The organism is Zymobacter sp. IVIA_12111.31 C1, assembly GCF_047495495.1.
Lineage (GTDB): Bacteria > Pseudomonadota > Gammaproteobacteria > Pseudomonadales > Halomonadaceae > Zymobacter.
The window spans coordinates 1,463,991-1,476,764 of the sequence record NZ_CP179930.1 but is presented as its reverse complement, the minus strand read 5'-3'; the positions used below and the strand labels follow the sequence as shown (position 1 = coordinate 1,476,764).

The 12,774-nt window shown below is 55.8% G+C and carries 12 protein-coding genes; 5 read left to right on the top strand and 7 right to left on the bottom strand.

Annotated elements, in window-relative coordinates:
• Positions 1-2 precede the first annotated feature (2 nt).
• The 4 genes from ACMHYW_RS06615 to ACMHYW_RS06600 all read right to left on the bottom strand — a co-directional run bounded on the left by ACMHYW_RS06615 (position 3) and on the right by ACMHYW_RS06600 (position 3,759).
• Positions 3-974 carry a peptidoglycan DD-metalloendopeptidase family protein gene (locus ACMHYW_RS06615; RefSeq protein ID WP_414501429.1) on the bottom strand — a complete coding sequence of 324 codons (972 nt, stop codon included), beginning with the start codon at positions 972-974 and terminating at the stop codon, positions 3-5.
• Positions 975-1,032: 58 nt separating this feature from the next.
• Positions 1,033-1,836: an inositol monophosphatase family protein gene (locus ACMHYW_RS06610; protein ID WP_414501428.1), complete on the bottom strand. Its 804-nt coding sequence runs from the start codon at positions 1,834-1,836 to the stop codon at positions 1,033-1,035.
• A gap of 57 nt (positions 1,837-1,893) precedes the next feature.
• Positions 1,894-2,430 (bottom strand): response regulator transcription factor, encoded by a 537-nt coding sequence (locus ACMHYW_RS06605; RefSeq protein WP_027705751.1) that lies wholly within the window; start codon positions 2,428-2,430, stop codon positions 1,894-1,896.
• 66 nt (positions 2,431-2,496) lie between these two features.
• Positions 2,497-3,759, bottom strand: coding sequence for an ATP-binding protein (locus tag ACMHYW_RS06600; RefSeq protein WP_414501427.1), 1,263 nt, complete (start codon positions 3,757-3,759; stop codon positions 2,497-2,499).
• A gap of 314 nt (positions 3,760-4,073) precedes the next feature.
• Here ACMHYW_RS06600 and pepN point away from each other — a divergent pair, with 314 nt between their 5' ends.
• Together pepN and ACMHYW_RS06590 are read left to right on the top strand one after the other, a co-directional pair.
• The gene (pepN, locus tag ACMHYW_RS06595; protein ID WP_414501426.1) at positions 4,074-6,713 is read left to right on the top strand and encodes an aminopeptidase N; all 2,640 of its coding nucleotides are present in this window, start codon (positions 4,074-4,076) and stop codon (positions 6,711-6,713) included.
• Between the two features lie 128 nt (positions 6,714-6,841).
• On the top strand, positions 6,842-7,246 hold the full coding sequence (locus ACMHYW_RS06590) for a cytidine deaminase (RefSeq protein ID WP_414501425.1): 405 nt from the start codon (positions 6,842-6,844) through the stop codon (positions 7,244-7,246).
• A gap of 282 nt (positions 7,247-7,528) precedes the next feature.
• Here the strand turns inward: ACMHYW_RS06590 and ACMHYW_RS06585 are convergent, their stop codons facing one another.
• Positions 7,529-7,699: a hypothetical protein gene (locus tag ACMHYW_RS06585; protein WP_414501424.1), complete on the bottom strand. Its 171-nt coding sequence runs from the start codon at positions 7,697-7,699 to the stop codon at positions 7,529-7,531.
• Positions 7,700-8,193: 494 nt separating this feature from the next.
• Here ACMHYW_RS06585 and ACMHYW_RS06580 point away from each other — a divergent pair, with 494 nt between their 5' ends.
• Complete coding sequence (locus ACMHYW_RS06580; RefSeq protein ID WP_414501423.1) at positions 8,194-8,751, top strand: hypothetical protein; 558 nt, start codon at positions 8,194-8,196, stop codon at positions 8,749-8,751.
• A gap of 26 nt (positions 8,752-8,777) precedes the next feature.
• Here ACMHYW_RS06580 and ACMHYW_RS06575 read toward each other — a convergent pair whose 3' ends face one another.
• Positions 8,778-9,674 (bottom strand): Rossmann-like and DUF2520 domain-containing protein, encoded by an 897-nt coding sequence (locus ACMHYW_RS06575; RefSeq protein ID WP_414501422.1) that lies wholly within the window; start codon positions 9,672-9,674, stop codon positions 8,778-8,780.
• Positions 9,675-9,744: 70 nt separating this feature from the next.
• The gene (locus tag ACMHYW_RS06570; RefSeq protein ID WP_414501421.1) at positions 9,745-10,341 is read right to left on the bottom strand and encodes a hypothetical protein; all 597 of its coding nucleotides are present in this window, start codon (positions 10,339-10,341) and stop codon (positions 9,745-9,747) included.
• Between the two features lie 235 nt (positions 10,342-10,576).
• On the opposite strand from ACMHYW_RS06570, the gene ACMHYW_RS06565 reads away from it, so the two are divergent.
• Both ACMHYW_RS06565 and ACMHYW_RS06560 read left to right on the top strand, forming a co-directional pair.
• Entirely contained in the window at positions 10,577-11,170 is a 594-nt protein-coding gene (locus ACMHYW_RS06565; protein ID WP_414501420.1) for a thymidine kinase, read from the top strand.
• Positions 11,171-11,315: 145 nt separating this feature from the next.
• Entirely contained in the window at positions 11,316-11,981 is a 666-nt protein-coding gene (locus tag ACMHYW_RS06560; protein WP_414501419.1) for a Bax inhibitor-1/YccA family protein, read from the top strand.
• Positions 11,982-12,774: the final 793 nt, after the last annotated feature.

Below are 12,774 nucleotides of genomic sequence, written 5' to 3'. Positions count from 1 at the left end.
ACTCACTTCAGCAAGCGGCGAGGGTCGATAGGACGACCGCTCTGGCGCACGTCGAACAGCAGCTGAGGGGATGCCGTGACATCATCCTGAGCCACCTGACATAGCGGGGTACCCGTCTTGACGCGCTGGCCTGCTTTGACGCTGAGCGAGCCACAGTGTGCGTAGACGGTCTGTATATTGCGGGCATGGTGCACGATCACCACATGGCCCAGCTGGCGCATCGTGCTGGCGAACTGCACGCTGCCATCCGCAACGGCAGTGGCCGTCTGAGATGTGCGGGCGGCCAGCATCATCGGTTGCAGGCGGCCGCGATCGTCGGGGCCGAACTCGCGTATCACGCGCGGTTCCTGCATCGGCCATGGACGATGGGTCATCTCGTTGGGCAGTGGGGCCGGTGCAGGCGCTACGCGGGTAGGGGTAGTGCGTGACGCAGAGTTTTTGGTGGCCGCGGCCGTCCTGTTGACGGTGGCCTGCGAAGACTGTGTGGCCGCTCCGCGCTGTATGCCGGATAGCGTTACCCACTGGCCGATTTCAAGGCGGGGGTTCGGGGGCAGCGAGGGGTTGGCGGCGGCCATTGCCTGTGGCGTCTGATCGAAGTAGTGAGCAATGCTGTACAGCGTGTCGCCGCGGCGAACGCGATAGCGCATGCGTGCACTGGCCAGCGACGCGCATTCTTCCGCACTGGGCACGAGGATACGCTGCCCGACGCTCAGCGCGTCAGCGCGTAGAGAGGGGTTATAGCGCTGTAAGCACGCCGTTGGGCGATTGTTGCGCTGGGCGAGGCGGTAAAGGGTTTCGCCGGGTTGCAGCGTTGTCCAGCCGCCATCGCCGCCGTTTAGCGAGGAGGCTGTGCTGCATCCCGCGAGAAACAGCACGGCGCAAAGAGCGCCGCGCAGAGGATGACGCATCACCATCGACGAACCAAAAGGAGCCTGTTTCGCGGATGGGCGCACATTAAAACTGGGTGGCGTCATGAGGCCAAATACCGCGTTGTTCGGGCAGGGGGAGGACAGCGCATAGCGAATTCCTGTCTTATTGGGCGGCAAGAAGCGACGTCAGCGATGCCTGCAGCGCGGGTACGCATACCAGCATGTCGCGGCTATATAGAGCATCCGGAACAGTGTCCGGTACTGGTCCGTAATGGCTGAAACAAGCGCCAGCTTCCTGCGCGATCAGTGTGCCTGCAGCCATGTCCCACGGCGAAACGCTTTCGAAATAGCCATCCAAACGCCCATCGGCAACGTGGCACAGATCAAGCGCCGCCGCACCATTGCGTCGCAGATCGCGACACTGCATCAGCAAACGGCCCGCCAGTTCAAGCTGGCGTGGACGAGCGCTGCGGTCATAGGCGAAGCCGGTCGCGATCAATGCTTCGTCCAACCGGGTGATCTGCCGACAGTGAATCGGGTGGCCATTGCTCCATGCGCCTTCTCCGCGAATGGCGGTGAAGGTTTCGTTCAAAAACGGCGCATGCACTACACCGACCTGCGGCTGTCCTTCATGGCACCACGCAATCGATACGGCCACATGGGCGTGGCCGTGAGCGAAGTTGACGGTGCCATCGATGGGATCGACGATCCACAGTGGCCCTTCGAGCTGGGCACGAGACATGGCCTCGGGGGCCAGTTCTTCGGTCAGGCGTGCTTCACCGGGAAACATACCTTCCAGTGCCTGGCTGATCATGGTGTCCAGTTGGACATCGATGTCGGTCACCAGTTCTTCACCGCGTTTGAGGCGTGCACCAAAATCGCCGTGCTGGCGTGCTTCGAGCAGTACATCGCCGGCACGGCGGGCGATGGCTTCGGCAATATGGCATCGCTGGTGAAGAGACATCATGATCGTTTCCTTCCATGCGCTGGATTAAAAAATCCTACAGGATCAGTGTAGCAAGGCTTAACGCTTGACCGGGCGTTTCTGCAGCTTGCGCTGCAGGGTACGACGGTGCATGCCTAGGCTGCGTGCCGTTGCCGAAATATTGCCATCGTTTTCCTGCAGCACGCGCTGGATGTGCTCCCAGGTCAGGCGGTTAACGGACGGCGGGTGGTCCGCAATCTTGGCGTCCGGGTCCGGCGCTTCGGTCTTCAGTGCGTGCAGTACCTCATCGGCATCGACCGGTTTGCACAAGTAGTTGGTCGCGCCCAGCTTGATCGCTTCCACCGCCGTCGAAATGCTGGAGTAGCCGGTCAGGATGATCGTTTTGCACTGCGGTACGATGGCCAGCAGTTCCGGCAGCAGCTTGAGGCCGGAGCTTTCCGCCAGCTTGAGGTCGATGGAGGCGTAGTCTGGCTGGTGCTGGCGAGCCATCGATAGCGCCTGATCTGCCGTGTTGGCGACGAAGACGGCGAACCCGCGGCGCTTCATGGCACGCTCCATGACGCGGCAGAAGAGTTCGTCATCATCAATGATCAGAAAGGAAGTCGGATTGTCCATGGTGTGCTCTCGTGTCATAACTCAGCGTTGACGCTTCTGGTAAATAGCGCGGGGTGGCAGAGCCATTCAGGACAAGGTGCCTGCACGCGGCAGTGTCACTTCGGTGAGTGTACCACCACCGTCCTGGTTATAGAGTTTCACGCTACCGCCGAAGCGATTGATAGTGGCATGTGTCAAAAACAGTCCGATGCCCATTCCCTTTGAGCGAGAGGTGACGAAAGTCTCACCTAACTTATCGGCGATGTCCATCGGGATGCCCGGGCCGTAGTCGCGGATATCCAGCGTCACCGTATGTTCGTTCCAGTCCAGTGTGATCTTGATCTGATCTGGGCTGGCATCTGCCGCGTTGTTCAGCAGGTTCATCACGGCCTGTCCCAGCGTGATATCGACATCGATCTGGGCCGAACGACGCCCGCGTACTTCGAAGTCGTATTCGACGTCGGGGCGCATCACCAGCCAGCGCTCAATGACGTTGCCGATCCACAGCGGCGCATCCTGCGTTTCGATGCTGCTGGCCTTGCGCTCGGCGCTGGCCGCTAGCGTACGCAGATGCTGCTTACAGGTATCGACCTGACAGCGGATCATATCGAGATCTTCTTGCAGCAGCGGATCAGTGATATCGCTACGCATCTCGTTCAACAGCACGGCGATGGTCGACAACGGAGTGCCCAGTTCGTGCGCGGTCAGTGCTGCCTGACTGGCCACGGCCAAGATCTGTTCGTTGCGCAGCGAGGCCTCGCGTGTCTGTGCCAGGCTGTGGTCGCGTAGACGCAAGGCACGCGCCATCTTGTAGATGAAGTAGGTCATTAGTGCCGCACACAGGATGAAGTTGAGCCACATGCCCACGATATGCAGCGAAAACGGCAGGTTGAAGAAGTGCTGCTCAAGCTGCGGCAGTGGCACATAGAAGTACATCAGCAGCGTGTAGCCGAGAATAGCGAACAGCGCGGTGGTGATGGAGTGCCACCAGGGCAGGGTGGCCGCCGCTATCGTGATCGGTACCAATAGGTAGGTGACGGCGGGGTTGGTGGCGCCACCCGTCTGAAAGAAGACGCAGGTCAGTCCCAGCAGGTCAATGATGAGGTGCAGGGTGTATTCAAGGTCGGAGACGGGACGCGTCAGTCCCAGCCGCCACCACGTCACCACGTTGAAAGCCGCCATAAACAAGATGGTGGCCATCACGGATAGGACATTGAGCTGGAACCCCATCACCTCGATACCGAAGATCACAACCAGCAGAAAACCGGTCCATGTGATGCCGCGCATGATGGTCAGACGCATCAGGTTGAGCCGAGGCGTAGACAGCGCAGGAGGAGGTGGAAGCGCCATGAAGTCCTTTCCTTGGGTGAGTGTCGAACATGGACCGTCATTCTACGGCAAACCACAACGCTTGTGACCACCTGTCGCACCGCACTGTGTTGCCTTTTTCGAGTTTATCGCATTTATACCGTTATCATGGCTCTCGTTTCAAGCAATATTCTAGCTAACGTCCTCTCGCTCAACGAGAATTGAAGTCAAGGGTGCGTGTGCAACGCTAGATCGCTTATGATGAAGACAAACCGTCAGCACGCATGTCTCACCATGACTGTGCGATGCGTTGCTCTCTTATTCACTTCATTCATCAGTGCTGGAGTCATTCCGTCATGAGCGAACCCGAAGTCGTCTATCTCAAGGACTATCTCCCACCGGCCTATACCGTCGAGACCACTCATCTCACTTTCGAGCTGGCGCCCGAGGATACGCACGTCAAGGCGACGCTGCGGATGAAACGCCATCCCGAGCGTGAAGCGGGCGTGCCGCTCGAACTGTTCGGTGCGAACCTTGATCTGCGAGCCATCTCGCTTAATGGCGAAGCGCTTCCCGACAGCCGTTATCGTATTGACGGGGAACGGCTGATTATTGATGACGTTCCTGACGATTTCGTGCTTGACACTGAAGTAGTGATTGCGCCCGAGCAGAACACCGCGCTTGAAGGGTTGTATCGCTCCAACAGAATGTACTGCACGCAGTGTGAGCCAGAAGGGTTCCGCCGCATCACTTGGTACCCTGACCGTCCAGACGTGATGGCCAAATTCACCACGACCGTTGTTGGCGATAAGGCCACGCTGCCGATACTGCTGTCCAACGGCAACCCCATCGATCAAGGGGACCTAGAAGACGGTCGCCACTTTGTGACATGGGAAGATCCGTTCCCCAAACCGTCTTATCTGTTCGCGCTGGTTGCTGGACAGCTTGAAGTGGTCGAAAGCTATTTCACCACCCGCAGCGGGCGTACCGTACTGTTGCAGCTGTACGTCGAACCGCAGAACCTGCATAAGACCGAATTCTCGATGGGTGCGCTCAAGCGTGCAATGAAATGGGACGAAGAGACCTACGGTCGCGAGTATGATCTTGACCGCTTCATGATCGTTGCCGTTGACGACTTCAATATGGGGGCGATGGAAAACAAAGGGCTCAATATCTTCAACAGCTCTGCGGTGTTGGCGAACCCGGAAACCACGATCGACGCAGGATTCCAGCGCATCGAAGGCATCGTGGCGCACGAGTATTTCCATAACTGGTCAGGCAACCGTGTGACCTGCCGTGACTGGTTCCAGCTGGCGCTCAAGGAAGGCTTCACGGTCTTTCGTGATCAGACGTTTTCCGCTGATACCAACTCTGCGCCCGTCAAACGTATCGAAGACGTGGCCGTGCTGCGTACCCAGCAGTTCGCCGAAGACGCAGGGCCGACAGCTCACCCTGTGCGCCCCGATCATTTTATCGAGATTTCCAACTTCTACACCCTGACCGTTTACGAGAAAGGGGCCGAAGTGGTGCGCATGCTGCGCAACCTGCTGGGTAAGGAAACATTCCGCCGCGGTACGGATACCTACTTCGAACGCTTTGATGGTCAGGCCGTACGTGTCGAAGATTTCGTGAACACGATGGCCGATGTCAGTGGCATCGACCTGGGCCAGTTCATGCGCTGGTACGAACAGGCCGGTACCCCACGTATCGACGTGGCCGAAGAATACGATGCCGAGCGGCAGGAGTACGCTCTGACCTTCCGTCAGCATACGCCGGCCACACCGGGGCAGGTTGCCGATAGCAAGCTGCCGCTGCACATCCCGGTCCGCATGGGGCTGCTCAACGGCCGTGGCAATCCGATTGAACTGGCCGTTGGCAACGAGCGTCCGGGACACGAAATGGTGCTGGAGCTGCGTGAAGCTGAAGAACGTATCGTCTTCAAGCACGTTGCCGAAAAGCCGACGCCGTCATTGCTTCGAGGCTTCTCTGCGCCGGTCATTCTGAATTTCCCGTACACGCGTGAACAGCTGGCCTTCTTGGTCAAGTATGATGTGGATGGCTTCAACCGCTGGGATGCCGGGCAACGGTTGGCACAGGAAGCGATCTTTGACGTCATGCATGCCATTCAGGCTGGCAAAGCGCCGACACTGGACGACACGCTGCTAGATGTCTTTGACTACCTGTTGAAAACGCCAGATCGTGCAGACCGCGCTGTACTGGCTGAAATGCTGCAGTTGCCTTCTGAGGCCTATCTAGCGGGGCAACTGGCACAGGTCGATATCGATGCAATCCATGATGCTCGTGTATTCGTCGAACGTTCTCTGGCAGAGCAGCTGCACTTCCACTGGCAGGCGCTGTATGAAAGCAATGTAACGAAAGCGGCGTACGAACCGTCTTTCGAGCAGATTTCTCATCGTGCACTGAAAAACGTTGCGCTGAGCTATCTGTGTGCGACGGGTGATGAAGACGCACTGGCATTGGCCGATCAGCAGTTCAAGACAGCGACCAACATGACGGATACGCGGGCTGCGTTGACCCAGTTGGTGCACCGCCATGCCGGTAAGCGTGCTGATGCAGCATTGAAGGCCTTCGAAGCGCGCTGGTCGCACGATCCGCTAGTGATGGACCAGTGGCTGACGTTGCAGGCCACCCAGCCGCACCCGGAGGCACTGGATCGCGTCAAGGCGCTGATGGCGCATCCGGCGTTCTCGCTGCGCAACCCGAATCGTGTCCGTGCCTTGATCGGAGCGTTTTCACAGCACAACCATGTCAACTTCCATCGTGCCGATGGGGAAGGGTATGCCCTGCTTGCCGACATCGTGCTACAGCTCAACAAAAGCAACCCCGAGATCGCCGCACGTCTGGTTCTGCCTCTGACACGCTATCAGCGTCTGGATGAGGCGCATCAGCAGCTGATGCGTGGTGCGCTTGAGCGCATCCGCAACCAATCGCTGTCACGCAATCTGTATGAAGTGATCGAGAAAGCGCTGGCCTGAAGATTGGGGCAGCGATGAAGGCGGCCTCGCGCATTGGAAGAGTGCGACGAGGTGCCTTCTACTGAACGAATGGACTGTCACGGCGGGCTGCGTTCAAGGCAGCCCGCTGCATTTAAAGGATATCAACGATGTCACATGATGCTCTGGGTCAGGCACTGATGATTCGCGCACTGGCCGCACGCGAAAAGGCCTACGCGCCGTATTCGAAATTCCATGTGGGCGCTGCGCTGCAGACCACTACAGGAGAAGTGTTCGACGGCTGCAATATTGAGAACTGCTCCTATGGCTTGACGAACTGCGCCGAACGGACGGCCATTTTCAAGGCCGTATCGGAGGGACATGTTAAGATTTCTGCTCTGGCCGTTGCTGGGGATACCGACGGCCCTATCGCCCCGTGCGGTGCGTGTCGACAGGTCATCGCCGAGTTCGCCGAGAAGGATACCCTGGTATGGCTGACTAACCTGAAGGGTGATGTGCAGCAGACGACCGTAGGAGCGCTCTTACCCGGCGCTTTCGATGCCAGTGATCTTTGATCTAGCGTCTTCTACATGACGTCATCGGGTAGGTCGCTCGGCAGTATAGGAGTGGCTGCCCGATGCCACGCAGTGTTTCATGACGCTCGTGGCTGTTGGGAGGCAGGCAGGGTCCATGGACTGCACCTGCCTGCTGGGCCGTTCATTTGGGACTGTACTGCCCTTGTGTTTTCATGAAAGCTCTAGTGGATCATCTCTTCTGGGAGAGGTGCGTCTTGGGGTATGTCGAACCTGTATGCATAAAAGCAACAGCGACAGAGAGTGTGCTGCGTCTATTGTCGGTCATGCATGGGCGGCGTGGATACATAGATGATTTTTCCGTATTCGTGCCGCATATGAAACCTCACGCTTTCTGATGATTTTGATCTTTTTTAATGTGCCTGTGCGGCGATACTCGCTGCGCTTTTCGTAAGCATCGAGAGAAGTCTCCTTTTCATAGGCAGAGGTCGCCATGCCGCTCATTGCGCGGGCCGTGGCGTGTTTATATTTATTTTTGGATCGAGTCGTATCGTTTTATGGCTGGCGCTATTTGCATGGTATGACTGTCCTATTGCCTCTCCTAATGGCGTTATTATTGGAAGCCTTTCGCCATTGATAATAGCATTGTTCTATTAAAGTACTATTTTTGTTATTGCATCATTTTTCCTTGAGTCTTACCTAGACTTTCTATTAAGAAAATAACGTGATGTGTGCTGTTTCAATATAAACAACCTGTGAGAAATGGGCTGAACCGTGGTCTCTATGCCCGTGCAGAGGGAGTGCAAGCACGGCATTCATGGTCTTTCTATGCAGCGATTACAAAAAAATACAATGGCGCTTTTGTGAGCCGGTGGCTATTTACTGGTATGTTAATAAACACTTTCCATTCGCGATAATAAAGTCGTGGTTTATTGCGGCCGTTACAATTACACCTGAAAATAGAAAATCTGAGGCAGGGATAAGTATTGATGAACTCTCTTCATCATGGACATTCACCATCGGCTGAGTTCCCGTGGCTGTTGCTCTGCCCTGGGAAGCCTGCCCAATACTTCCAGTCATGCGCGATGGCGGAACATGCTGCCAGAGCCTGTGTTGAGGAGGGGCTGGCGCTGCGTGAAAGTATCGTCATCGCTTACGCACTGGGTACTCTTGCGGGCAACAGCCAGGAGGTGCGGATGGTATCGCACCGCAGCCAGGCGGTGGTCGATATGCTGGCAAAGCGCGAAAAGCAGCTGCTGGCTGGGCGCGACCCCGCGAGGGATCCTGCGCTTGAAAATGGTAGTACCGCTCATGCGGCAGGGGCCTACCTGACGGCGGCAACGGCATGGTCGGTGCCTCGCGAACTGAGGCAGATCGTAATGGCTTCCGCTGAGGAGTGGTGGCCGTGGCCGCTTGATGAATGGAAGCCCGAAGGCAGTGCTCTCGGCAACCTATGCCAGGCACTGGCGCTGCTGCTGGCGGAAACCGAGCGCCTTGAGCGCCATCGTCATACATGGCAACGCTTGGCTGCTGACATCGAGGCATAGCAGAAATGCTGGGTTTTTAAGAGATTTTAAGAGGTCTGTGTGTTAACCGCCGCATAGGCGTCGATCAGCGCTGCGATCCGCTGGCGCTGATCGTCCGGTGCCTGAGTCAGTAGTGGCTGATGGCGTACCGCATAGCGACGTGCCAAAGCGGGGTCTAACTGTTCCAGCGCCGCTAGATGGCCCTCTAGGGTCCCTACGTCGCCGCGGGCAAGCGGCCCCGTTAGTGCTTGGGTAACGCCACGCTCATGGGCAGCGCTCAATGTGTTCTGCATGAGCGGCAGTAAAGCGTCCATCATATCCTTTTCGCTGCTTCCCCAACTTTCCCACAGTCGGGCCATGTCCGTCATTAGCGCAATCAGTAGAGCACTGGCGTGGTTGGCGGCCGCGTGATAGCGCATACGGGTATTCGGCGGCAGGATATTAACGTGGCTGCCAAGGGCGTGGGCAAGCGTCGCAAGATCATTGCTCAGCGCTTCGTGCTCGGCCTCAATCGTGATGGTGCAGTGCTGAAACGTTGTTGCGGTTCCGACCGGCTGGCTGATGCTCTGCAATGGGTGGAAACCACCGATATGCGCTTGGCAGTGTTGTGCGGCCTGAAGCGCCTGCACATCCGTGGCCCCACTCAGGTGAACGACAGCGCTGCCTGCCGACCATTCGGTAGTATCAGCGAGAGGGGCAATGGCATCATCAGGCGTTGCAATAAAGATAAGCGAACAGGTATCGGCCAGCGACTGCACGCTCATTGCGCGGGTATGCACGCGTTGAGCTAACGCACGCGCCTTCGGGCATGCCTCGCTGCGTCCGGCAATTGCATGGATGGGGTAGCCCCGCAGTGAGAGGGACTCTGCCAGAGCTGACCCCATACGGCCGGGGCCAATCACACCCAGGGTGGAAAACTCAAGGGTGGTTGCCATGGTACTCATGTTTCATCCCGTTTATCCATCCTTACCACGTTTCTAGGTTCAGTCACGGCGTGATGGGTGGCCTGTGCGCTCATTTTCCGCCGCCGTTCAGCTGCTCCATCGACTGCAGGTAGGGCGAAACGTGAGAATGCTGGTCTCGAGAGTGAGAGAGTGCCCATGCGGCGGCACATACGATAGCCAGTGCGACCAGCAGTCGGCCACTCCTGCGCTGCTGTCTACGCTGATCCTTATCGAGCCGACTGTCTGGCAGGTACTTCTGGCTCAGACGCCGCCAGAGCGAGGGGGGCTGATCCGATGCCGTAGACGCTTGCTCGGTTTCCACCTGCTCGGTGTCAGTAGGCTTTGGCGGTTCTGCAATGCCCAGCAGTGAAAAATCAATGGTGTCGCGCAGCGGCTTCACGTTATCGGGAAGGTCGTGATACACGGCATAAGGACGGAAACCCGCCATGCTGTGTTCCACGAGAAAGAAGTACCGGAATGTGCCCACGGTCGTTTCCGCTTCATAGCGGAAGCCGTAGAGCGCTACGCTGTAATCGTGATTGAGGAGCTCGACATCCTGCTTGATCAGCTCCGAGGCCTGCAGGGTATGGAACGGCACAACAACGTGATGTTTCTCGTTATCGAGGATATATTTGAGTTCCCCAGTAATATTTATGGCTGTGCGCATAAGTCGTAGGTTCGATCCGTGGTGAAAAGGCCCTGATCAACGGTGGCATCCTACCACAGTCGTGCCAAGTTGCATCGGTCATTTAACAACCTATCTTGCGGTATCTCGCGGCCTGACTCTGTCCGAGTCCCGTCAATTGTACTGTCCTTGCCTAGGCCACATATGGTCATGATAGCAAAGGAATTGGTACCATACGGACTATATGTTTATTGATTGCGGGAACGCAGGTATAACGATGGCCAAGCTTTATTTCAATTATGGTGTGATGAACGCTGGCAAGTCACTTAATCTGATCAAGGACGCCTACAACTACGAAGAGTCTGGACGTAGAGTGCTGGCGTTCAAACCGGCGATCGACACGCGCAATGACAAGATTGAATCGCGTATTGGCTTGCGCCGAGATGCCCTCAACGTAGCTGATAACGATGATATCTATGCCTTGTTCGAGACTGAAAATCGGCGGTTGCGAGCGGAGGAAGGTCTGCATTTTTCGGCCGTATTCGTAGATGAATGCCATTTTCTGACGGCACAGCATATCGTCCAGCTGTCAGATATCGTGGATAGGTTGAGCGTGCCCGTGCTGTGCTATGGGCTGCGGACGGATGCGTTTGGTCAGCTGTTCGAAGGCAGTGCTCGCTTGTTCGCGCTGGCCGACGAAATCAACGAGATCAAGGGGATGTGCCGATATTCGGAGTCCAAGGCGACGTTCGTGATGCGGCTCGACGAGCAGGGGCAGCCCATTCGGCAAGGGCAGCAGATCTGTATTGGTGGCAACGATCACTATGTGTCGTGTTCGCGCAAAGAGTACAAGAAGCGTATGACGCTTTAGGAATCAGGGCACCATGAAGGAAAAATCCTTCGTGCGTCTACCGGAGCATATCGTGATGGGCATGATATGATCATCCATAATGACCATGGGGTGCTTGATAAGAAAAGACACCATGGAATTTCACTTGAAAGCAGGAGATATCATCGTGGATCGTAATCCTTTCCCCACTGTTGATCAGACGCAGGTCGTGACGGCGTCAGAAGGGCGACGTGTTCTGCGCAACACGTACAGCCTGCTGGCTATCACGTTGCTGTTTTCGGCTGCCATGGCGTGGTTATCGTTCGCGCTGGGTACGCACTACATTTCCTCGATTATTTTCATCGTCGGCGCCTACGGTCTGATGTTCTTGGTGCACGCAACAGCGCGCACAGGTTTCGGCTTGGTTGCTATCTTGGCCTTTACCGGCTTCATGGGTTACTCGCTGGGTCCGGTGCTGAACATGTTCATGTATGCACGGGGTGGCTCCAGTATCGTGCTGCTGGCGCTGAGCATGACCGGTGTTTCATTTCTGGGGCTGTCGCTGGTCGGTATCTTCACGCGCCGCGATCTTGGCTTCCTCGGTAACTTCATCACGGTCGGCGTCTTTGTACTGCTGGCAGGCATGATCATCAACCTCTTTGTACATGCTTCGGTATTGTCGATGGTGATGTGCTGTGGCTTCATCCTGTTGTCGTCTGCTGTCATCCTGTTCCGTACCCAGCAGATCGTGCGTGGCGGTGAAACCAACTACATCCTGGCGACAATTGATCTCTATGTGAGTATCTACAACATTTTCGTCAGTCTGCTGCAGATTCTCAATAATCGTGACTGATTGATTTTTAAGGCTTTATTGGCGTTCTGCATGCTCCAACGATAGCCGTGAAAGTGTTCATTTAGCCCATGTCGAGCATAGTGTGGTCACAATCTGGTCACACTATGTTCGCATCTGACCGGACGCTTCCGAGCCAAAACTCGACAGCGCCTTGGTACAAAAAGCCTTGTTTAGGCAGAGTGTTTTTTACCCTCGCTCTATCAATCATTTTCTATGGTCTGCTCTGGGGCCATTCACATCGGATGCTCTAGCCTCTTTAATTCCTGCCTTTTGGTTCTGTATAGGTTTTGTCGCACCAAGATAAATAAGAAAATCAAGGATAAAGAAATATTGCCATTACAGCGAATAACAACGCCGCTTAGAGTCAGTCGATTTACGTTAAGGTTGAGTGCTGGGCAGAAACGGGTTATTTGCAATGATGCCAATGAGATATTGATACCCCATCAATATCTGATCATCTGACAATGCGTGTTTTGTCCTGCTCTAGATTTCCATCACTATCAAGATAGAGGTCTATGCGCGTGAAGTCTCCTTGAATAGTGAATGAAGCGGAATGATCGTCATCAGATACGATGTCGAATGTGATGCCTTTCTTGTAATCCTCTTTTATGTCACCGGACATTCGGTAATGCAGTGTATCGCCCGGTGCTAGCGTATTTCTGGAATAGTCATATCCATCTACGTAAAAATAGGTGTGCAGAGTCTCTCTGCTTTGGCTAGAGGAATGCAGATTGACTTCCGGTATAGTAAAAATAACGTTGAACCTCAGCATGATGCAAAACAGGATAAGCAA

What these genes read in the sequence shown, in the direction of transcription:
- ACMHYW_RS06575 (WP_414501422.1), bottom strand. Translation starts at nt 9,674, where the DNA reads ATGAGTACCATGGCAACCACCCTTGAGTTTTCCACCCTGGGTGTGATT.
- ACMHYW_RS06615 (WP_414501429.1), bottom strand. Translation starts at nt 974, where the DNA reads ATGACGCCACCCAGTTTTAATGTGCGCCCATCCGCGAAACAGGCTCCT.
- ACMHYW_RS06590 (WP_414501425.1), top strand. Translation starts at nt 6,842, where the DNA reads ATGTCACATGATGCTCTGGGTCAGGCACTGATGATTCGCGCACTGGCC.
- pepN (WP_414501426.1), top strand. Translation starts at nt 4,074, where the DNA reads ATGAGCGAACCCGAAGTCGTCTATCTCAAGGACTATCTCCCACCGGCC.
- ACMHYW_RS06610 (WP_414501428.1), bottom strand. Translation starts at nt 1,836, where the DNA reads ATGATGTCTCTTCACCAGCGATGCCATATTGCCGAAGCCATCGCCCGC.
- ACMHYW_RS06580 (WP_414501423.1), top strand. Translation starts at nt 8,194, where the DNA reads ATGAACTCTCTTCATCATGGACATTCACCATCGGCTGAGTTCCCGTGG.
- ACMHYW_RS06570 (WP_414501421.1), bottom strand. Translation starts at nt 10,341, where the DNA reads ATGCGCACAGCCATAAATATTACTGGGGAACTCAAATATATCCTCGAT.
- ACMHYW_RS06600 (WP_414501427.1), bottom strand. Translation starts at nt 3,759, where the DNA reads ATGGCGCTTCCACCTCCTCCTGCGCTGTCTACGCCTCGGCTCAACCTG.
- ACMHYW_RS06605 (WP_027705751.1), bottom strand. Translation starts at nt 2,430, where the DNA reads ATGGACAATCCGACTTCCTTTCTGATCATTGATGATGACGAACTCTTC.
- ACMHYW_RS06585 (WP_414501424.1), bottom strand. Translation starts at nt 7,699, where the DNA reads ATGGCGACCTCTGCCTATGAAAAGGAGACTTCTCTCGATGCTTACGAA.
- ACMHYW_RS06565 (WP_414501420.1), top strand. Translation starts at nt 10,577, where the DNA reads ATGGCCAAGCTTTATTTCAATTATGGTGTGATGAACGCTGGCAAGTCA.